This is a genomic window from Stenotrophomonas sp. YJH_SMC_46 (genome assembly GCF_059370315.1).
The window spans coordinates 367,001-387,544 of record NZ_JCAFTO010000001.1; the positions used below are offsets into that span (position 1 = coordinate 367,001).

Consider the following 20,544-nt stretch of genomic DNA (forward strand, 5'->3'; position numbering starts at 1 on the left):
CACATTGACCGGTTTTAGCGATTGACTGTCATTGTAGCGAAATTCGCCAGTGCGGCCGATCACTAGCATGAGCCGCATGCACTCCCCCACCCCGTTCCGCCCCTACATGCGCCAGGCATTTGCCCGGTTGAAAAACCCTGCCCTCAGGACCGATCAGGAAGCGCTGCTGTTCTCGCTCAAATGCCTGCTCGCCGCGTCGCTGGGGCTGTATGTCTCTCTGAGGGTCGGCCTGAATCGCCCGTTCTGGGTGATCGGCACGGTCTATCTGGTGTCACAGCCCCTTTCCGGGGCAACGCTCAGCCGCGGCCTGTTCCGCCTGCTCGGTACCGTGGCCGGGGCCGTCGCCACCGTCGTGCTGGTGCCACGTTTCGCCAATGCCCCCCTGGTGCTGAGTGCCGCACTCGCCACGTGGATGGCGCTGTGCCTGTATCTGGCGATGCTCGACCGCACGCCACGTGCCTATGCGTTCCTGCTGGCCGGCTATACCACCAGCCTGATTGGATTTCCTGCGGTGATGGTGCCGGGAGACGTGTTCACCATTGCCATCACACGGGTGCAGGAAATCGCCATCGGCATCCTGGCCGCAACGCTGGTACATGCGCTGGTGCTGCCGCGCCGGGTCTCGATGCGCGTGCACGTACGGGTTGCTGCCGTGCTGGATGATGCGGAACGATGGACACGGGACATGCGCGCCGGTGCATCGGACACGGTACTGGCGACGGACCGCTCGAAAGTGGCCGCCGACCTGCTCGAGCTGCATGTGCTGTCGATCCACCTGCCCTACGACAGCGCCCACGGCGTGGCGCAGGTGCAGATCCTGCGCGCCCTGCACGACCGGATGCTGGACGTCCTGATGCTGTCCAGCGCGGTGGAAGATTCCATCGACCGGCTGCGTTCACCACAGGCCGGCGCGATGGATGCAACGGGCTGGCGCGATCTGCTGCAGGCCGGCCTCGCCGCGCAACAGACCGAGCTCGACCTCGCCCACGCCGACTGCCGCGTGCTGCAGGCGCAACTGCACACTGCCCGTCCCGACTGGCGTCGGCATGTGCCTGCCCGCCTTGCGCGACATGTGCAGGGTGCGGTACTTCACCGGGATCATCGGCTTGCCCTGCGCAGCGCGCTGGGCGCGTTCGCCGGCATCCTGCTGAGCTGCGTTCTGTGGATCGTCACCGGCTGGTCGGAGGGCGCCACGGCGGTATCCATCATCGGCACGGCGTGCGTGCTGTTCGGCACGATCGAAGCGCCGGCACCGCATGTCATGCGCTACCTGGTGGGATCGTGCATCGGCGTGGCCGTCGGCCTGCTCTACGGTCTACTGATCTTCCCCGCGTTGTCCGATATCACCGGCCTGATTGCCGCGCTCGCGCCGGTGCTGCTGCTGTGCGGATCGTTCCTGGCCCGGCCGCCCTTCATCATGGCCGCCCTGGGCGTGGTACTGACCTTCCCGATCATCGCAGGCCTGGGCGCGACCAATTCGGTCAACATCGTCGGCGCACTCAACAACAGCGTTGCGCTGTTCGTGGGTACGACGGTGGCACTGTGCAGCATGCAGCTGTTCCAAACCGCCGACGCGGTCCGCAACCGCGCTCGGCTGGAGCGGTCGATCCGTCGGGACATCGCACGCTACGCCGCCGGACAAGGCGGTGCGAGCCGCGCGTGGCTCAGCCGCATGCTGGATCGAATAGGGCTGCTCGCTCCCAGGCTGCAGGGCCGTTCCAGCGCCGCGCACGACCTGCGGGCATTGTTTGCGGACGTGCGTGCGGCACGTGCATCCAGCCAACTCCGCGCGCTGGAAAAGCGGCTGCACAACCCGCAGGTTCGGACGCTTCATGCGGCGCTGGTCGAACGCATCGCTGCACATTTCGGGGTTCGCGTCCACTCGGCACGCAGTGTCGACATCCATCTTCTGGTACTGCTGGACCGCATGCGCGAGGCAGCTGCGGCCAGCAGCGGGGTCGATCGAGAGCATCTGCTGCACCTGCTCTGCGGGTTGCGCTGCGACCTGCTCGTACCTCCGCTCACCCACCGGCGCTGACCTCATGCTTCCTGATCTTTCGATTGATGGCGTGCTGATTCCCGGCCTGCTTGCGGTGGCCATCGCCGCGCTGGCGCTGTCGGTACTGACCTCACGTTTCCTCGCCAGCCTCGGTCTGTACCGGTTGTTCGCCGCGTGGCCGCTGGTGGGCCTGTCCCTGTTCGTGATCCTGGCGGAGCTGATGATCCGGCTCTCGCCCCTGCTCGAGAAATGAAATGAAAGACCTGCTTGCTGTCATCGGGCGCTGGAGCGCAACGCTGGGCGTGTGTGCGCTTGCCGCCATTGCCGCGCTCTCCCTCTGGAATCGTTACGAAATGCGCCCGTGGACGCGGGATGGGCGGGTGCGCGCCGATGTGGTGCGCGTTGCGTCGGACATGGGGGGGCTGGTCACCCAGGTGCTGGTGCACGACAACCAGCGGGTCAGTGCCGGCCAGCTGCTGCTGGTGCTCGATCAGCCACGCTTCGCCGCCACGCTGGAGAAGGCAGACGCGGCGGTCAGGAGCGCGCGTGCCACGCTGGCGCTGGCCCGCCGCGAATCGGCGCGGGACAACGCACTTGGCAACCTGGTCGCTTCGGAAACCCGCGAACGCAATGCCGCCAAGGTCGATACCGAGCTGGCCGCGCTGGCGCAGGCACGGGCCGAACAGCGCGTTGCCCAGCTCAACGTGCAACGCACCGAGGTGCGCGCAACCACCGATGGCATCATCACCAACCTCGACCTGCACGCGGGCGACTACCTGCAACCCGGTGCGCAGGCACTGGCGCTGATCGACACCGGCAGCCTGCGTATCGAGGGCTACTTCGAGGAAACCAAACTGGCCTGCATCACCGAGGGCGATGCCGCCGTGGCCCGGCTGATGGGCGACAACCACGACGTCCGCGGACACGTGGATACCATCGCCGCCGGCATTGCCGACGATCAGCGCTCAAGCACACACAACCTGCTGCCCGCCGTGGCGCCAACTTATACCTGGGTGAGGCTGGCGCAGCGCATCCCGGTACGCATCCGCATCGATGATGCGCCGTCGGATACCCGCCTGATCGTGGGTCGCACTGCGAGTGTGACCATCACACCCTCGGCACCGGGAGCCTGCAAGTGAGCGTGCGAACACTACGCGGTGGGCTGCTTGCCCTGCTGCTGCCCATGACGGCCTGCGTATCCGGCCCCGACTATCACCTGCCTGCGAATGCGGTCGCGGCCTCCCCCCAGGTGGCGCGGGCGTTCGTCTCGGGCCAGGAGGCATCGTTCAGCCAGGACGCGCCACCAGATCAATGGTGGCACCTGTATGGCGACCCCCGGCTTGACGCCTACGTACGCGAAGCACTGGCGGCCAATACCGACCTGCGCGCCGCCGATGCCAACCTTCGGCGCGCCAGCGCAACCGTGCTGGAGTACCGCGCGCGCGGTGCCGTGCAAGCCGACGTGGATGCATCGGGCACGCTCACCCATACAGGTGGTTACGCCCAAGCGTCGGCCGCGCCGCAGTCGTATGCGCTGGGCCTTCACCTCTCCTATCCACTGGATCTTGCAGGCGGCATCCGCCGCGGCATCGAAGCCGCCAACGCGGACGCCGAGGCCGTCGCTGCGGCACGCGACCAGGTCCGCGTGGTCGTCGCTGCTGCCGTCACGCGTGCCTATCTCCAGGTGTGCACCCGCAATCACACGCTCGCCGCAACCCGGCAGGTGCTGGCGATCCAGCACGCCACGCTGGAGGCAACCCGCCGCCTCGCCGCAGGCGGTCGAGGAACGGACTTCGATGTCAGCCGTGCCGGTGCCGCCGTCAACCGCAGCGCGGCGGGGATACCGCACCTGCTGGCCGAACGTCAGGCCGCACTGTTCGAACTGGCCGCATTGATGGGCAGGGTGCCGGCAGACTATCCGAGGGAGGCGGAAGCATGCCCGCGCCCCCCGGAGCTGGAGCAGGCGCTGCCGGTCGGTGAGGGCTGGCAGCTGCTCCAGCGGCGCCCTGACATACGTGCCGCCGAGCGGAGCCTTGCCGCGGCCACGGCGATGATCGGCGTAGAGACCGCGGAACTTTATCCGCGGGTCACCCTGGGCGCATCCCTGGGCACAGCAGGCACGCGAGGGCAGCTGCTTTCGGCCGACGGTTTCGGGGCGAGCGTCGGGCCGCTGCTCTCATGGCACTGGCCCAACCGCCGCGTGGCCAAGGCCCGCATCGCGGCGGCCGGCGCCAATGTGGATGCCGCTCTTGCTTCCTTTGACGGCATCGTGCTGCAGGCACTGCGCCAGACCGAGACCGCGCTTTCTGCCTGCACGCAGGAGCTTGAACGCGAGCGCAGCCTGGCGCAGGCGCGCGGGGACGCGGCGCGCGCAGCCGGACAGGCACAGCAGCTCTACCGCTTCGGCAGGATCGATTTTCTCGACGTGCTTTCGGCCCAGGCCGCGCTGGCAGATGCGGAGTCCGCACTGGCGGCCTCCCGCGCGGAGCGGGTCGACCGTCAGATGGATGTGTTCCTGTCACTGGGTGGCGGTTGGGCTGCAGGGGCCGTCGCCATTGGTGCGGCCCGCTGACGTCGTCTTCGCAGCAGCAGCCGCTACCCGATCTGTTCATGAAAGCCCTGTCCACATCCGTATTCATTCACACGGCCTGCCCTATATTCGCGCTCACAGCGCCGCATATCGCGGCCATGACGGAGGCATCCCGATGACATCCATACGTCTTCTTGCCATTGCCGTGGGCTCGGCCGCAGCACTCGCCGTAGCGCCCGCCTTCGCCGATCCGCCGCACCACGCCCGCGGCAACGGCCCGCCACCGCATGCGGGCGGCCCGCATAACCGTGATGCGCCGCCGCCGGGCTGGCAGAAGAAGGCCTGGCGACGTGGCGAGCGCCTGCCGTGGGCCGAAGTGGACCGCCGCTACTGGGTAGACGATTACGCGCGCTATGACCTGCGCGAGCCGGGCCGCGACCGGCGTTGGGTGCGCCAGTCCGACAACGAGTACCTGTTGGTGGAGATCGCCACCGGGCTGATCATCGACGCCCTGCATCGCTGAAGCGACCTGCAGCGTCCCACATGGAGCGATTTACCCCGGTGCAGACACCCTACGACCGGGGTCGCTCCGGTCGGGGGTGTTTGCGCCCACCGCGCCCCACCTGCCTCCGCTGCCGCCCGGCATGCATGCCCTCCCGCAGTGCGATATGCCCGACCATCAGCGCCGCGGCAACGAGCCCCATCGCAACCAGTATTTCGAATCCCCGATCACCAAAGAGCAGGCGGATGGAGATCTCCAGTGAGCACAGCCTGCCGCAGCTCAGGCCGTGCTCGTTGAAGCCATAAATGAGCACCATTACGCCCATCAGCCCGCACAACGCCATCAGGGCCAAGCTTGCGATGAAGATGAAAGGTCGATGGATACGCATGCGCTCGTCGCGGTCTTCTACAGTGATGTCAAGCGCGACGTTGCGAGCACGTGATCGGAAGCAGCCAACTCCACCGACCAGGCTTGGGTATCCAGGCCCAGCCGGTTCTCATACCACCATCGCTGCGCACAGCGACCCCGCATCCACTGCTGGCATAGCGGGTAAAGGGAGCACCGGCATGCTCCACCACGTCAGGTTGCCCCAGAACCCGCAGTACCTCGGCCCTGCTCGCCCCGACCGGGACCGAGGCAAGCGCGTGGGAATGCCACGCTGAGATCGCCGAGCAACTGGCAACGTACGCCACGAACAGGCCGGCAAGCCCCTCCATCAGTGTCCTCATTGACAGACCCCCTCCTGCGCCTCGCGCCCGCGCATCATCCGCGCAGACCTTCTTCAACGTCAAACCTCGACAAGCTGGCCTGTTGCAGCGCCCGGCATCCGTGCTAGCGTGCGCCGACCGATGATTCAGGATGAACACAGGGACGCCCGTCGATGGCAGGCAAGCGCCGGAAGGACAGGATCGCGCAGAAGATCGGCCTGTTCATGCAGCAGTACGCGCGCAAGGCGCAGCGCCATACCGAACCCAACGACCGGCCGTACGATCGGAAACTGGAAGCGCGGCTCAAGCGCTTGCCACCGGAAGAACTGGGTAGGCTGCTTTCCGGAGAAGAGGACGACGATGACTAGCCCCGCCGGAATGGCCAGGCGCGCCATCGTCGTGACATTCTGTAGCGCGCTCGGCGCCTGCGGACTGGTGATGGACAGTTCGTTCGACACTCTGTGCGAGGCGCTTGACGCCGACATGGTGAACAAGGGATGGATTCCCGATTGGGTACCCCACGAGGCGACCGGCCTGCGCGAGGTACACGACCTCGACTCGAACACCAGCGCGCTGGCCTTCACCAAGCCCCCTGCGATACCACTGCAGCTGCCTGCGGATTGCCAGGCAACCACATTCAACGACCGCGATCCTGTTGCGTTCAATCGACACTGGTGGCCTGGCGACGCGACGCTCAGCGCGTCGTACCGCGTCTTTCGCTGCGCACCTGAATCCGGAAAATCGGTCTTCGTCGCCATCAACAGGACCGAAGACCGCGTGCTCTTCTGGCGAACCTACGCACGGTGATGCGCCCGCACCGTCGCCCCTCTTCTCAGGAACCCATGATGCCCAACGCGCGTGCACGCTTCGTCGCCCTCGCCCTCTCTTTCGCGGCGTGCCTGCCGGCCTACGCCGCGGAGAACGCCCCCGCCGACATCGAAGCGATCGAACAGGTTGTCGAATCCTTCCGGACCTCGCTGATCAACAAGGACAAGCCGACCTACATGGACCTGTTCTTTTCGGACAAGCCGGAAGACATCGGCTGGCAGTATGTTTCCGAGGACGTGCGCCTGCAGGACATCCGCAAGGCCAAGCCCGATGCGATCAAGGCGCGGCAGATTCCCGCCAACAACTTCATCGCGCTGATCGATGGAGCGGTGGCCTCGCCGAAGCCGAAGGAGGAGAAGTTCTCCAACACGAAGATCGAGACAGACGGCGACGTGGCCTCGGTGTCGTTCGACTACAGCTTCCACGACGATGGGGGGGAGACCAACTGGGGCAAGGAAATGTGGCAGCTGGTCCGCACCGAACAGGGCTGGAAGATCTTTTCGGTGATCTATTCGATCCGCGACTCACGCAGCCCGGCCGATTGAACGTCGCTTGAGGACGCTGAGCGCCGATTGCCGATTGCCGATTGCCGATTGCCGATTGCCGATTGCCGATTGCCGATTGCCGATTGCCGATTGCGATCCATTCAGCCAGGGCATTGGCATCCGGCAAGAGATCGGGCAGAGTTCGGCCACGCGCAAGGACGCACGCCATGACCCGCCTGCTGATCATCGAAGACAACCCCGAGCTGGTTGCCAATCTGTATGCCTTCTTTGAACCGCTGGGCTACGTCCTGGACGACGCCCGCGACGGCGCCAGCGGACTGCGCCGGGCCACACAGCACGACTACGACGCCATCCTGCTGGACCTGATGCTGCCGCGGCTGGACGGCATGACGCTGTGCCAGAAGCTGCGCCAGGAGTTCCAGAACCCGGTACCGATCCTGATGCTGACCGCGCGCGATCCGGTCGAAGACCGCGTGCAGGGCCTGGCCCTGGGCGCGGATGACTACCTGGTCAAACCGTTTTCGCTGACGGAACTGGATGCGCGGATCAAGGCGCTGGTACGACGCGCCCAGGGCCGCCAGGTCCAGAGCGTGCTGGCGTGGAAGGATCTGCAGGTGGACACGCGCTCGCCGCAGGCCTGGCGGCAAGGCCGCCGCATTGCGCTGACACCCACGTCGCACAAGCTGCTGATGTGCCTGGTGCGCGCGGCGCCCGCTGTGGTCCGCAAGCAGGAGATGGAATACCTGGTCTGGGGCGACGAGCCACCGGACAGCGGCGCGCTGCGAACACACATCCATGAGCTGCGCCTGCAGGTGGACCGCAGCTTCGACGCCGCGCTGATCACCACGGTGCACAGCGTCGGCTGGCGCATGCAGGCGTGAGCCCTGCCTCCCTCTACCGCCGCCTGAGCTTGCGTGCCCGCATCACGATCTCGTTCGTGCTGTTGATGGCCGGTGCCATGGGTTTCATCGTTCTGGCCGAACAGGTCGACTACGACCAGGTCCGGGCTGCTGTCGTCGCGCGGACCCAGCACGGTGAAGTGGAAAGGCTGCAGGCCGCGCTGGCTCGTGGCCAACGCCCCGCCCTGCCACCGGGGACCCAGCTGTTCGATGCCCATGACGCGCCTGTCGTGCTGCGCCAGTACGGCCCGGGCCATCACGGCGAAGAGGCGCCCAACGAGTGGCACCTGAGCGTCTTCAACAACGGCGACCAGCGCTACTACCTGCTGCAGGATGCGGCGCACTATGGCTATCTGGAACACCTGATCAACGCCTTTGCGGCACTGGTCATTTCGATCTGCGTGCTCGGCGCCTTCCTGATCGGCCGCAAGGTAGCGACGCACGTCATCGCACCCATCACGCGATTGGCGGACGCGGTGCAGGACGGCCAGAAGCCTTTTCCCTACCAGGACGCGCGCGATGAGATCGGTGTACTCGCCCGCGCCTTCGCCCGACACAGTGACGAGCTCGAACGGTTCCTGCATCGCGAACAGTGCTTCAGCGGCGATGCCAGCCACGAGCTGCGCACGCCGCTGGCCATCATCGGCGGCGCTGCGGAGACGCTCGCCTGCCAGCTTCCGGCCGACAGCCACCTGGTTCCCAGCGCGGAGCGCATCCTGCGCACCACCCAGGAGATGCAGCGCCAGCTGACCTGCCTGCTGCTGCTCTCACGCGCCCCCAGTACCGTGCCGCGCAACAAGGTGGCCCTGCGCCCGCTGATCGAATCCTGCATGGAGCGCTGCCAGCCGTGGATTTCCGGCAAGCCGGTGATCGTTGCGTTTGATGCCCGGCATGACGCCGTGCTGGACACCAACGCAGATCTGGCGCACAGCGTGATCTGGAACCTGCTGCGCAACGCCTGCCAGTACACCGAAAGGGGCGAAGTGAGGATCACCCTCCACGACACCGCACTCACCGTCGCCGACACCGGACCCGGCCTGCCCTCAAGTATCGACCCACAGCAGTTCCAGCGCTTCGTGCCCGGCAGCCCGCACAATGGCGAGGGACTGGGGCTGTCCATCGTGCAGCGCATCGTCGAACACCTGGGCTGGAGGATGACGGTGCACTCCTCGCAGCAGGGATGCCGGTTCAGCCTGGAATGGCCCGCCTGACGGTTTCCTGACACGCGCGTGCACATGCTGGGGATTGCTCACTTCACGGCGGAAACGGCATGCAGCACCCCAAGGACAGCGGCAAGTACCCGCATGGCAAGACCGGCCTGGGCCGCATCTTCCACACCCTGATCCATTCGCGAGACGGATTCATCGCTACCTTTCGTGGCGAGGCTGCTTTTCGCCAGCTGCTGCTCCTGCACGCGCTGTTGATCACTGCAGCGTTCGTACTGGACATCAGCAAGCTCGAACGGGCGCTGGTGCTGGCGGTCTGCTTCATCAGCCTGGTGGTGGAACTGCTCAACTCGGCGATCGAAGCAGTGGTCGATCGCATCTCACTGGAACAGCATCCACTGTCCAAGAACGCCAAGGACATGGGCAGCGCCGCGCAGACCACCGCACTGTTGATGGTGGGCGCGGTGTGGGGCGTGATCCTGCTGGGCTAGTCCGCCCAACCTGACAACTTCCTGATAAAGCGGTTTCGATACTGCGCGCACTCCCGCTCCACGGAACCTGCTCGTGCGTCAACGCCGCCGTTTTCCACGGCCCCATCCGATCGTTCTGGTCTGGGCCACCGCACTGTTCTTCACCACGATTGGAAACATCGCCCTCTGGAAGACGCTGTGGGGGCTGATCGACCTCAACAGCCTGCGCAGCATGCTGTTCCTGGCCAGCTTGCCGGTGGTGCTTTTCTGCCTGTTCAACCTGATGCTGACGCCACTGCTGGCACTGCCGTTCCTGCGCAGGCCGCTGCTGGTGCTGCTCGTTGTCGTCAGCGCCGCCTGCAGCTACTTCATGCTGCACTACAACGTGCTGATCGATCGCAGCATGGTGCAGAACGTGTTCGAGACCAACCAGGCCGAGCTGAACGCCTATCTCTCGCTGCCACTGCTGTTGACCCTGCTGGCGCTGGGCGTGCTGCCTGCTGCCGGGCTGGCCCTGGTGCGCACCACCAGCGGGGCGGGCTCGATACGTTCGTTCCTGGTGTGGCCAGTCAACGTCCTGGTATCCATGATGGTGCTGCTGGCGATCGGCTTTGCGTTCTACAAGGACTATTCGTCATTGCTTCGCAACAACCGCTACATCCGCGACCAGGTGCTGCCGTTGAACGTGGTGCGGCATACCCACGGTTACCTGAAGAGCCTCTACAGCACCCGCCAGCAACCGCTGCGCGCGATTGGCATGGACGCACGGCGCGCGCCGGGCCCGCGCCCGAAGCTGGTGATCCTGGTCGTCGGCGAGACCGCGCGATCACAGAACTTCCAGCTCAACGGCTACCCACGCGCGACCAATCCCCGGCTCTCGCGCAAGGAAGGCGTCATCAGCTTCAATGATGTCTCCTCATGCGGGACCGCCACGGCCATCTCGGTGCCGTGCATGTTCTCGCAGATGACCCGAGGCCAGTACGACGACGTGCGCGCCGCAACCGAGGAGAACGTGCTCGACATCCTGCAGCGCACCGGCATCAGCGTGCTCTGGCGCAACAACAACAACGGCGGCTGCAAGGGCGTGTGCGAACGCGTACCGACCGAGGACATGCCTGCGCTGAAGGTGGCCGGCCAGTGCGTCAACGCCGACGGCACCTGCTACGACGACGTGCTGCTGCACCAGTTGGGCGCACGCATCGATGCCATCAACGGCGACGCCCTGATCGTGCTGCATCAGCTCGGCAGTCATGGGCCGACCTACTTTGAACGGTATCCCGCAGCGTCGCGGGCTTTCAGCCCGACCTGCGACAGCAACCAGATCCAGCATTGCAGCAACGAGGCGCTGGTCAACACCTACGACAACACTCTGGTCCACACCGACCACCTGCTGGGCAAGGCCATCGACCTGCTGCAGGGCTATGCGGACCAGCGTGATGTCGCACTGATCTATGTGTCCGACCATGGCGAGTCGCTGGGCGAACGCGGGATGTACCTGCACGGCACGCCCTACTTCATCGCCCCGCGCGAGCAGACCCAGGTGCCGATGGTGATGTGGTTCTCACCGGAATTCAGCCGCAACGCAGGCCTGGACCTGGCCTGCCTGCACCAGAATGCCCTGCACCGGGCGCACAGCCACGACAACCTCTTCCACTCGCTGCTGGGCCTGTTCGCGGTCAACAGCGGGGTGTACCAGCACGATCTGGATGTGTTCGCAGGTTGCCGCGCGTCGGCTTCGCCGGCTGTGGCCACCTCACCGGCCAAAGAAAGGCGCCGGCTGATGCCGGTCGCTGCCCGGAACGTGGCGCGCTACTGCGCCGCCAGGGCGAAATCCAGGCCCGCACACACCGCCGCCACCTGGGCGTCGTTGCATTCCTGCGGGTTGGTGCGCGGGCTGTCCGGGTAGACCTCGGTGGTGGTGGCAAAGCGCGCGTCGGTGAAGCCGGCGCAGGCGCCGATCGAACGCGATTCACCCCAGACCACGCCCGGCGACTGCAGCGGCAGGCCGACCAGGTTGCCTTCGGCATCGGCCGGGGCGATATGGGTGACCGGGGCCACGGCGGTGATCAATGCCTTCTGGAACTCGGCCTGCGGATCTTCGCTGTTGCCGATCACGTAGAAACCATCCGGAATGGTGTCGCGCTCGAATGGCTTGCCGTCGCGGGCACAACGCGCCGGATCGAACTCGTGCAGGTCGCTGTCGGTGGTCTCGTGCAGGTCCAGGTGCACCAGCAGGTTCGGCTTGCGCTCGGCCACCCAGGCCATCAGGGCGGCGGCTTCCACGATCTGGCCGCCGTCACGGAAGCTGCGGTTGGGGTCGATGGCGTCCGGGTTCCAGCGCTGGATGCGCTCGTAGCCCCACGGGCTGACGCACGGCGCCACGATCAGGTTCAGCCGGCCCAGGTAACGCTCCGCCTGCTGCTCCAGGAACTGCAGGGCACCGTGCACGCCGCTGGTCTCGTAGCCATGCACGCCACCGGTGATCAGCGCGGTCGGCAGCGCCGGGTTCCAGTCGTGGTTGACCACGGCGAACAGCGGGTAATGGTCCGGCGCATAGTCCAGCTGGCCGTACTGGATCACATCGAAGCTGTCGTCCAGGCGCTCGAGCGCGGCCACCACGTCGTCGTGGTAGCTGCGCCGGCGCTGCTGGCGGGCCCGCCACTGTGCGCGTTCCGCGTCGCCCCAGGGCTGTCCGGGGGTGCCGATCGGGTAGAACTGCGCAACGGTCATTGGGGAACTCCAGGGGTCGAACGGGATGGGTGCAGCCGGACATTCTAAGCCTTGTCGCGCCTGCGGGCGCCCCCGCCCCGCCCCGCCTTCATCCAGCCGGGGTCATCTGGTTGTAAAATCAATGGTTTTTGGCCCCTCACCCCTTGATGGCGAACGCAGCGCAGCCGGTCCTGGGTGGACCGGAGTTCCTCCGCCTGCTCGCCCGTCTCAGCGACGGCGCGATGCCGGCCACCAGTCCCGCCCTGACCGATCGCCTCGGCCAGTGGGTGGACTGGAGCCGTGCCGTGGCCCTGTCCGGGGCGCTCGGCGGACGCCTGCCCGAGCCCGGTGAAGCCGCCGAAGCGGTCGAGGATGTACTGGCCGACTGCGCCCAGGCGCACGCCAGCCTGCTCGCCTCGATCAGTGAGGATGCCGAGGCCGAGCGCCTGCTGGACCTGGCCGAAGCTGCCGCCGCACCCAACTTCGCCTCGCTGCGCCAGCGCTACCGGGTACTGCAGCAGGCCATCCAGACCGCCACGGGCCGCCTGCGCGGCCGCCTGCGCGACCAGCTGGTGCAGGTTTCGCCCGAGCTGGCGCGGCTGGCCGAGGTCGATGCGGTGATGGAACAGACCCTCACCCCGCGCGAGCACAGCCTGCTGGCCACTGCGCCGGCCGTGCTCGGCGCCCGATTTGAACGCGTGCACGGCCAGCCCGGCTGGCGCACGGCCTTCCGCCATGACATGCGCACGCTGCTGCTCGCCGAGCTGCAGCTGCGCTTCCACCCGATCGAAGGGCTGCAAGACGCCCTGCGCTCCCACTGACCGGAACACCATGTCCAGAACTGCTTTCCATGTCGTTGTCTTCCTTGTCGGCCTGCTGGCCGTGTGCTGGATCGGCATTGGCTACGTTTCGGTGCATCCGCTGGGTGCAGCGGTGGCGGCGATCATCGCGGCCTGCTACATCGCCGGTGGCGTGGAGCTGTACCGCTACCGCAAGGCCAGCAACGGCCTGCGCGCCGCACTGAACGACCTGTCCAGCGCGAAGGAAAGCCTCGCCCCCTGGCTGGAGCGCGTGCCGGTAGGCCTGCGCAACGCCGTGCGCCTGCGCGTGGAGGGCGAGCGCACCGCCCTGCCCGCACCGGTGCTGACCCCTTACCTGGTCGGCCTGCTGGTGCTGCTGGGCATGCTCGGTACCCTGCTGGGCATGATGGACACGCTGCGTGGCACCGGACTGGCCCTGCAGAGCGCGACCGACATGGCCGCCATCCGCGGCTCGCTGGCCTCGCCGGTGCAGGGCCTGGCGGTGGCATTCGGTACCTCGATCGCCGGTGTGGCCAGCTCGGCCATGCTCGGCCTGCTGGCGGCGCTGCTGCGTCGGGATCGGCTGCAGGCCGTGCAGCAGCTGGACCGGGCCATTGCAGGCGACCTGCATCCCTACTCGCAGGCCTGGCAGCGCGCCGAGTCGCTGCGCCTGCTGCAGGCACAGTCCGCCGCGCTGCCGGCACTGGTCGACCGCCTACAGGCGATGACACAGACCTTTGAACAGCACAGCACGGCCGCCAACGAGCGCCTGCTGGCCGGCCAGGCCGAATTCCTGACCCAGAGCCAGGCGCTGCAGGAGCGTCTGGCGGTCTCGCTGCAGCAGTCGCTGCGCGAAGGCGCCGAAGCCAGCGCCGCCGCCATCGGCGGTGCGCTGCAGCCGATGGCCGAGACCACGCTGGCTGGCCTGGCCCGTCACAGCGAAGCACTGCACGCCCGCGTCGAGCAGGCCGTGCAGCAGCAGCTGGCTGGCCTGAGCGACGGTTTCGAGCGCAGCCGCGTTGCGACCGAAGCCAGCTGGGCCAAGGTCGTGAGTGAACAGAGCCAGGCACAGCAGGCCCTGGTGGACGATCTGCGCCAGCACCTGCAGGCCTTCAGCGATGGCCAGGGCACGCAGGCCGAAGCACTGGTCGCGCGCATCGGCGAGCGCCTGCAGGTCGATGCCAACGGCAACGCCGAGGCCTGGCGCGCCGCCATCGAGCAGCAGCAGGCACTGAACAGCGCGCTGGTCGAGCGCCAGCAGCAGGCGCTGCTGGCGGCCGGCCAGCAGCTGGACGAGCATGCGCAGGCATTGCTGCGGGCACTGGAGCAGCGTCACGACGCCAGCCAGTCGTTGCTGCAGGACCACGAACAGCAGCGCTCGCAGCAGTGGCAGGCCGCCCAGGCTGCCGCCGCAGCTGCGCACGCCGAACTGCAGGCCTGCCTGGACACTCGCGAACAGCAGCGCCAGGCGCGCTGGGACGCGGTCAGCGCCGAACTGCAGCAAGCCCACGCCGCGCTGCATGCGCAGCTGCAGGCCGGCGACGAACAGCGCCTGCAGCGCTGGAGCGATGCCTTGCAGCACGTTTCCACCGACCTGGCCGAGCGCCTGCGGGCCAACGGCGAGCGCCTGGCTGCGCAGCAGCAGCAGGTCTGCGACACGCTGGCGGCGACCGCACAGCAGATCGGCGAGAACGGTCGTGCACAGGCCAGCGCAACGCTGGCCGAAGTCTCCACCCTGCTGCAGACCGCGGCAGCCGCGCCGAAGGCCGCTGCCGACGTCATCAACGAACTGCGCAGCACGCTCTCTGAAAGCCTGGTGCGTGACAACGCAATGCTGGAAGAACGCGGTCGCCTGCTGGCCACCGTGCAGACCCTGCTCGATGCGATCAACCATGCCTCGCACGAACAGCGCACCGCCGTGGACGCGCTGGTTGGCGGATCGGCCGAGCTGCTGGAGCGCGTCGGCAACCGCTTCACCGACCATATCGCCGCCGAGACCGGGAAGCTGGACGGCATCGCCGCAGCGCTCAACGGCAGCGCCGGTGAAGTGGGCCAGTTGGCCAGCACCTTTGGTGAAGCGGTCGCGCAGTTCGGCAGTGCCTCCACCGAGCTTTCCGGCCGCCTGGAACAGATTGGCGGCGCACTGGATGCCTCGCTGGCCCGCAGCGATGAGCAGCTGGCCTACTACGTGGCGCAGGCGCGCGAGGTGGTCGACCTCAGCCTGCTGTCGCAGAAGCAGGTGATGGAAGAACTGCAGCAGCTGGCCACGCGCCGCGGCAAGGCCGGCAGCGCATGAGCGACGAGCTGGAGGTCGATGGCGGCTCACACGCCCCGATCTGGGCCGCCTTCGGCGACCTGATGTCGGTGCTGCTGGGTGCGTTCGTGCTGATCCTGGTGGGTGTGGTCGCGGTGCAGCTGGAGCTGTCGCAGCGGTTGGACCAGGAAGTGAAGCAGCGCCAGGCCGAAGCCAAGCGCCTGCAGACGCTCGAACAGGCACTGGCTGGCCCGCTGGCTGCCGGTCGCGTGACGCTGGTTGACGGCCGCATCGGCATCAGCGGCAGCGTGTTGTTCGCGCTCAACTCCGACCAGCTGCAGCCGGAAGGCCAGGAGCTGCTGCGCAGCCTGGCGGCACCGCTGGCCGCCTATCTGGGCAGTCGCGAAGAAATCCTCATGGTCAGCGGCTTCACCGATGATGCGCCGGTGCGCGAAGGCAACCGCCGCTTCGCCGACAACTGGGAGCTGTCCGCGCAACGTTCGCTGACCGTGACCCGTACCCTGATTGCCGATGGCGTACCGGCTGACGCCGTGTTCGCCGCCGCGTTCGGCAGCGAGCAGCCGGTCAGTTCCAATGCCAATGAGGAAGGACGCGCACGCAACCGTCGCGTGGAGATCGCGCCGATTCCCAAGCCCAAGGCCCCATATGCCAAGTAAGCCGCCCGCACTGGAGGGACTGCGCGCACTGGTGCGCGACCTCGATGCGGGGTCGCGCTCGCTGCCGCATTACCCGCGGGTGCCGATGCTGCAGCAGGTACAGCGCGAGTGGTCGGAACTGCGCAGCGAACTGCAGGTGCGCCGCTCGCTGCGCGCCGAGGCTCCGGCTGACGGCGGCCCGCTGAACTCGGCGGTGCTGGTGCAGCGCATGCTGGACACGATGCAGGCCGCCAGCCCAGGTTACCTGCGCCGTTTCATCGACTACGTGGACACCCTGTCCTGGCTGCAGGCGCTGCAGGACGGTGCCGTGAGCAGTGGTGACACCGCAAAGCCGAAGCGCACGCGCAAGCCGCGCAACGCGGGTTGATCGCACAGTGACGCCGACCTCGTTCGGCGCCCCCGTAGACGCCAACCTTGGTTGGCGTTCCACCAACGACGCCGCGCATGCCAACCAAGGTTGGCATATATCAATGCATGCTCCGGCATGCCACGCGTGTAGCGGTGTCACCAGACAGTCATCTGTCTAGCGCACCATTTTCACGTGGGCCCACGGCGCGTGCAGCGCCTGCAGTCGCATCGCTTGTCTCCCCTTTTCAATTCCATGAGCTCCGCGCCAGCGCGGTGGCTCGTGCCTGCCTGAGTGTCTGCAACATGACGAAGACTTTGTTGGCCGCCGCGCTGTCGATCGCGCTTGCTCCCGCGGCCTGGGCGCAGGATGCTGCCCCGACCTCCCATGGCACGTCCGCCACCGACCTCGATGCGGTTTCGGTGATCGGCAGCGGTGAAGCGCGCCAGGTGCAGCGCATCACCCGCGAGAACCTCGACATCCTGCCGCCGGGTACCAGCCTGCAGAAGACCCTGAACCTGCTGCCGGGCGTCAACGCGCAGTCGGCCGATGCGCTGGGCACCAACGAGCAGTCGATGACCCTCAGCCTGCGTGGCTTCAACTCCACCCGCCTCGGCTACACGCTGGATGGCGTGCCGCTGGGCGATGGCGCGTACAACAACTACAACGGCCTGACCATCAACCGTGCGCTGATCAGCGAGAACATGGCCGGCGCCGAACTGGCCGTCGGTATCGGCAGCCTCGGCACGCCGTCCACCAGCAACCTCGGTGGCACCATCTCGTACACCTCCGACCGCCCGGCCCAGGAACTCGGCGGCCGCGTGGTGCAGACCTTCGGCAGCGATGCCAACCGCCGCACCTTCGTGCGTGTGGACAGCGGCGAGTACAACGGTTTCTCCGGCTATATCTCCGGCATGAATGCCGTCTCCGATCTGTGGAACGACCAGACCGCCTACAACAGATCCACCACCAAGCAGTTCAACGCCAAGGGCGTGTGGAACTTTGGCCGCGGCCAGATCACCGGCTTCGTCGATACCTCGCGCACTACCCAGGCGGACTACTTCTACCTGTCCAAGGACGAGATGTCGCGCGGGCTGGGCTGGGACTGGGGCGGCTATGCGCCGGACTGGAGCAAGGCCGTGGCCAAGGCCTACTGCAATACCGCCAGCTTCAACGCGAAGAAGTGCGACAGCAGCGGCCCGGACAAGGATGCCGACGGTGCGTTCACCGCCGGGCAGATCCTGCGCGATGACAACCTGTACTACCTGGCCGGCGATTTCTTCCTGGCCGATGGTTTCAGCCTGCGTGCCCTGGCCTACCACCACGACGACCGCGGCGAAGGCCACAACTGGAACAGCGGAGCGTGGTCGAACAAGGGCACCGCGCAGGAAATCCCGATCATCTTCCGCAACACGATCTATACCATCGACCGCGATGGCGGCACGCTGTCGTTCGATTGGGAACTGGGCGCGCACCGCATCGAGGGCGGCGTCTGGTACGAGCGCAACACCAGCAGCGCCGAGCGCTACCAGACCGCCGTGGACGGCCCGCGCGACCTGAGTGGCATGAACACCTTGCCCTCCGATGTCGGTGTGTTCGCCCAGCGCACGCGCTGGAAGACCCACCAGTTCTTCCTGAAGGACACCTGGCGCCTGCTCTATGATCGCCTGACACTGGAGTTCGGCGCCAAGAGCCCGCATGCCACCTCCGATGCGCAGGCCCTGCCGGGCGACGCGAAGGCGCCGATCTCGCCGACCTCCAACAACCAGTTCGCCACCGGCTCACTGAAGGCCAGCAAGAACTTCCTGCCCAGCATCGGCGCCAACTTCCGCCTGGCCGAGCATCACGAAGTGTTCGCCAGCTACGCCGAGAACATCGCCATGTTCCAGGGCGGCTTCAAGCTGGGCCCGCAGGCAGTCAGCCAGGCCACCTGGAACGCGCAGGGCAACCTGAAGCCGGAAGAATCCCGCTCGCTGGAGGCCGGCTACCGCTTCGTCACCGATACCCTGCAGGCCTCGGTCGCGGCCTACAGCGTGCGCTTCGACAACCGCCTGCTGCAGTACAACCCCTGCGACTCGCGGCAGCCGGTCGGCCCGACCTGCGGCAACCGCTTCTACAACGTGGGCGGCGTCGACAGCCGTGGTGCCGAGCTGACCGTGCTGTGGACCCCGAACGAGCACTTCAGCTGGTACACCTCGGCCTCGCTGAACCGCTCGACCTATGCGTCGAATTACGTGCAGGCCGGCGTCGAGCAGCAGATCAAGGGCAAGATCCAGACCGATACACCCAAGCAGCTGCTGGCCACCGAGATCACCTGGCGCGACAACGGCTGGTTCGCCAGCCTGCGCGGCAAGTACACCGGCGAACGCTTCTACACCTACACCAACGACCAGGGCTTCGGCGGCTTTACCGTGTTCGATCTGGCCGGTGGCTATGACTTCGGCCAGGTCGGCTTCGCCAAGGGCATGCGCGTGTCGTTCAACGTGACCAACCTGACCAACAAGCGCTATGCCAGCAACCTGGATTCGAGCGTGTTCGCCCCGAGCGACCCGGCCGGCAAACTGTACGTGTTCCATGCCTCGGCACCACGCCAGGTGTTCGGTACGATCGACCTTCGCTTCTGATTGACCGCCCGGAGTCCACCGATGCTCACGACCGCCCTGCTGCTGGCCACTCTCTCCGCCAGCGGATACTCCACTCCGCATGAGGCAACGGGCGCAGCGCCGCGTACCCTGCAGCTGGGCGGTCGCAGCTATGTGGACAAAGGCCTGGTCGCCGCCGGGCGGCTGTCGGCGGGCACGGTGGACTTCCTTGGCGACACGCTGGGATCGTTCTCGTCGCTGGCGGTGCAGCCCGGCACCTGGAAGCGCACTGCCAACGGCTACGAAGGCGTGTTGTGGACCCTGCCCGACCGCGGCCGCAACGATCCCGGGGCTGGCCTGTTCTACGACTACAACGGCCGCGTCGAGCGCATGCAGCTGCGCATCGACGTTTCCCCGGGCAAGCCCGAGCTTGGCACGCTGACGATGGCGCCTGACAAGGGCGTGGTACTGAAGGATTTCAACGGGCAGCCGTTCACCGGTGCCGACCCGGGCGACCACACGGTCACCCAGCGCCAGGTGGTGCTGCCTTCGCCGGCCAGCGGCGCCGGTGCGGGCAAGGTCTCGCTGGATGCTGAGTCACTACAGTTCACCGCAGATGGCCACTTCTATATCGGCGACGAGTACACCGCCAACGTCTACTACTTCGATGCGCAGGGCCAGGTGCAGGGTGTGATCGTGGCACCGCCCGCGATCCGTCCGCAGCGCGACGGCAAGCCGGCGTTCGGTTCGCTGGCGCCACCGCAGACCGGCCGACGCAACAACCAGGGCGTGGAAGGCATGGGCCTGTCACCCGACGGCAGCCGCCTGTTCGTCGCCCTGCAGAGCGCGACGCTGCAGGACAGCGCGCAGGGCAACGCGGCGGGCCGCATCAACACCCGCGTGCTGGTCTACGACGTGACGGCCTCGCCAACGCCACAGCAGCCGATCGGCCATTACGTGATGGCTTTGCCTGCCTACGCGCACGACGGCAAGGGCAAGCTGGACCGAACCGCGGCGCAGAGCGAGCTGCGCGCGCTGGACGCCCATCGCTTTCTGCTGCTGGCCCGCGACGGAAACGGGCTGGGCAAGGACGGCGACGACCCGATCGTCTACAAGTCGGTGCTGCTGGTCGATGTGGCCGATGCCACCAACCTGGCCGAAAGTGCTTATGAAACCGGCACGGCCTCGGTTCTGGCCGACCCGACCGACACCGCGCTGAAGCCGGAGATCATGCCAGCACGCAGCGACGAACTGCTGAACCTGCTGGACCGCCCGCAGTTGGCCCGTGCCGGGCTGGACCTGGACACAAAGCGCGGCCCACATGCCGGACTGCTGTCAGAGAAGTGGGAAGCCATGGACGTGCTGCCGGCGCTGGACCCGCAGCACCCGAACGACGTACTGCTGCTGATCGGCAACGACAACGACTTCATCGCCCGCCACTGCCGCATGCAGGGCCAGGCCTGCGACAGCCCGTACGACAACGACAACCGCGTGCTGGTGTACCGCCTGACCCTGCCTTGAATCGTCGCCGGGCTTGGCCCGCCGCTACCGGATCAACCCGCTGTTTGT

Annotated in this window: 20 protein-coding genes; 18 read left to right on the plus strand and 2 right to left on the minus strand. The window is 66.8% G+C overall.

Going from position 1 to position 20,544, the window contains the following annotated elements:
- Positions 1 to 76 precede the first annotated feature (76 nt).
- The 5 genes from AC5P8C_RS01700 to AC5P8C_RS01720 all read left to right on the plus strand — a co-directional run bounded on the left by AC5P8C_RS01700 (position 77) and on the right by AC5P8C_RS01720 (position 5,052).
- The gene (locus AC5P8C_RS01700; protein WP_233652745.1) at positions 77 to 2,038 is read left to right on the plus strand and encodes an FUSC family protein; all 1,962 of its coding nucleotides are present in this window, start codon (positions 77 to 79) and stop codon (positions 2,036 to 2,038) included.
- Positions 2,039 to 2,042: 4 nt separating this feature from the next.
- On the plus strand, positions 2,043 to 2,252 hold the full coding sequence (locus AC5P8C_RS01705; RefSeq protein ID WP_111098097.1) for a DUF1656 domain-containing protein: 210 nt from the start codon (positions 2,043 to 2,045) through the stop codon (positions 2,250 to 2,252).
- A gap of 1 nt (position 2,253) precedes the next feature.
- Positions 2,254 to 3,138, plus strand: a complete 885-nt coding sequence (locus AC5P8C_RS01710) for an HlyD family secretion protein (RefSeq protein ID WP_495218274.1) — start codon at positions 2,254 to 2,256, stop codon at positions 3,136 to 3,138.
- Entirely contained in the window at positions 3,135 to 4,571 is a 1,437-nt protein-coding gene (locus tag AC5P8C_RS01715; RefSeq protein WP_010485272.1) for an efflux transporter outer membrane subunit, read from the plus strand. The genes AC5P8C_RS01710 and AC5P8C_RS01715 overlap by 4 nt, the downstream gene beginning before the upstream one ends.
- 133 nt (positions 4,572 to 4,704) lie before the next feature.
- Positions 4,705 to 5,052 carry an RcnB family protein gene (locus AC5P8C_RS01720; RefSeq protein WP_019337825.1) on the plus strand — a complete coding sequence of 116 codons (348 nt, stop codon included), beginning with the start codon at positions 4,705 to 4,707 and terminating at the stop codon, positions 5,050 to 5,052.
- A 49-nt stretch (positions 5,053 to 5,101) separates the two neighbouring features.
- On the opposite strand, the gene AC5P8C_RS01725 is transcribed toward AC5P8C_RS01720, so the two are convergent.
- The gene (locus tag AC5P8C_RS01725) at positions 5,102 to 5,419 is read right to left on the minus strand and encodes a hypothetical protein (RefSeq protein WP_423165906.1); all 318 of its coding nucleotides are present in this window, start codon (positions 5,417 to 5,419) and stop codon (positions 5,102 to 5,104) included.
- Between the two features lie 492 nt (positions 5,420 to 5,911).
- On the opposite strand from AC5P8C_RS01725, the gene AC5P8C_RS01730 reads away from it, so the two are divergent.
- The 7 genes from AC5P8C_RS01730 (at position 5,912) to eptA (ending at position 11,513) form a co-directional block, all read left to right on the plus strand.
- Complete coding sequence (locus AC5P8C_RS01730) at positions 5,912 to 6,106, plus strand: hypothetical protein (RefSeq protein ID WP_191863714.1); 195 nt, start codon at positions 5,912 to 5,914, stop codon at positions 6,104 to 6,106.
- Entirely contained in the window at positions 6,099 to 6,545 is a 447-nt protein-coding gene (locus AC5P8C_RS01735; RefSeq protein WP_191863713.1) for a YbbD-related protein, read from the plus strand. Before AC5P8C_RS01730 ends, AC5P8C_RS01735 begins: the two co-directional genes overlap by 8 nt.
- Before the next feature lie 35 nt (positions 6,546 to 6,580).
- The gene (locus AC5P8C_RS01740; RefSeq protein WP_191863712.1) at positions 6,581 to 7,111 is read left to right on the plus strand and encodes a nuclear transport factor 2 family protein; all 531 of its coding nucleotides are present in this window, start codon (positions 6,581 to 6,583) and stop codon (positions 7,109 to 7,111) included.
- A 167-nt stretch (positions 7,112 to 7,278) separates the two neighbouring features.
- Entirely contained in the window at positions 7,279 to 7,953 is a 675-nt protein-coding gene (locus AC5P8C_RS01745) for a response regulator transcription factor (protein ID WP_143994300.1), read from the plus strand.
- Positions 7,950 to 9,182: a HAMP domain-containing sensor histidine kinase gene (locus tag AC5P8C_RS01750; RefSeq protein ID WP_423165907.1), complete on the plus strand. Its 1,233-nt coding sequence runs from the start codon at positions 7,950 to 7,952 to the stop codon at positions 9,180 to 9,182. The genes AC5P8C_RS01745 and AC5P8C_RS01750 overlap by 4 nt, the downstream gene beginning before the upstream one ends.
- A gap of 59 nt (positions 9,183 to 9,241) precedes the next feature.
- The gene (locus tag AC5P8C_RS01755) at positions 9,242 to 9,628 is read left to right on the plus strand and encodes a diacylglycerol kinase (RefSeq protein ID WP_019659912.1); all 387 of its coding nucleotides are present in this window, start codon (positions 9,242 to 9,244) and stop codon (positions 9,626 to 9,628) included.
- 73 nt (positions 9,629 to 9,701) lie between these two features.
- A complete protein-coding gene (eptA, locus tag AC5P8C_RS01760) occupies positions 9,702 to 11,513 on the plus strand; it encodes a phosphoethanolamine transferase EptA (RefSeq protein WP_423165908.1) in 1,812 nt (603 codons plus the stop codon).
- Here the strand turns inward: eptA and AC5P8C_RS01765 are convergent.
- Complete coding sequence (locus tag AC5P8C_RS01765) at positions 11,417 to 12,337, minus strand: M14 family metallopeptidase (RefSeq protein ID WP_010485250.1); 921 nt, start codon at positions 12,335 to 12,337, stop codon at positions 11,417 to 11,419. The genes eptA and AC5P8C_RS01765 overlap by 97 nt on opposite strands.
- Positions 12,338 to 12,483: 146 nt before the next feature.
- On the opposite strand from AC5P8C_RS01765, the gene AC5P8C_RS01770 reads away from it, so the two are divergent.
- The 6 genes from AC5P8C_RS01770 to AC5P8C_RS01795 all read left to right on the plus strand — a co-directional run bounded on the left by AC5P8C_RS01770 (position 12,484) and on the right by AC5P8C_RS01795 (position 20,496).
- The gene (locus tag AC5P8C_RS01770; RefSeq protein WP_010485248.1) at positions 12,484 to 13,137 is read left to right on the plus strand and encodes a DUF3348 family protein; all 654 of its coding nucleotides are present in this window, start codon (positions 12,484 to 12,486) and stop codon (positions 13,135 to 13,137) included.
- Between the two features lie 10 nt (positions 13,138 to 13,147).
- Complete coding sequence (locus tag AC5P8C_RS01775; protein ID WP_423165911.1) at positions 13,148 to 15,412, plus strand: DUF802 domain-containing protein; 2,265 nt, start codon at positions 13,148 to 13,150, stop codon at positions 15,410 to 15,412.
- A complete protein-coding gene (locus AC5P8C_RS01780) occupies positions 15,409 to 16,047 on the plus strand; it encodes an OmpA family protein (protein ID WP_053443174.1) in 639 nt (212 codons plus the stop codon). Before AC5P8C_RS01775 ends, AC5P8C_RS01780 begins: the two co-directional genes overlap by 4 nt.
- Positions 16,037 to 16,414 (plus strand): DUF2894 domain-containing protein, encoded by a 378-nt coding sequence (locus tag AC5P8C_RS01785; protein WP_495218275.1) that lies wholly within the window; start codon positions 16,037 to 16,039, stop codon positions 16,412 to 16,414. The genes AC5P8C_RS01780 and AC5P8C_RS01785 overlap by 11 nt, the downstream gene beginning before the upstream one ends.
- Before the next feature lie 284 nt (positions 16,415 to 16,698).
- Complete coding sequence (locus AC5P8C_RS01790; RefSeq protein WP_423165914.1) at positions 16,699 to 19,017, plus strand: TonB-dependent receptor; 2,319 nt, start codon at positions 16,699 to 16,701, stop codon at positions 19,015 to 19,017.
- 21 nt (positions 19,018 to 19,038) lie between these two features.
- A complete protein-coding gene (locus tag AC5P8C_RS01795) occupies positions 19,039 to 20,496 on the plus strand; it encodes an esterase-like activity of phytase family protein (RefSeq protein WP_495218276.1) in 1,458 nt (485 codons plus the stop codon).
- The last annotated feature ends 48 nt before the right edge of the window (positions 20,497 to 20,544 follow it).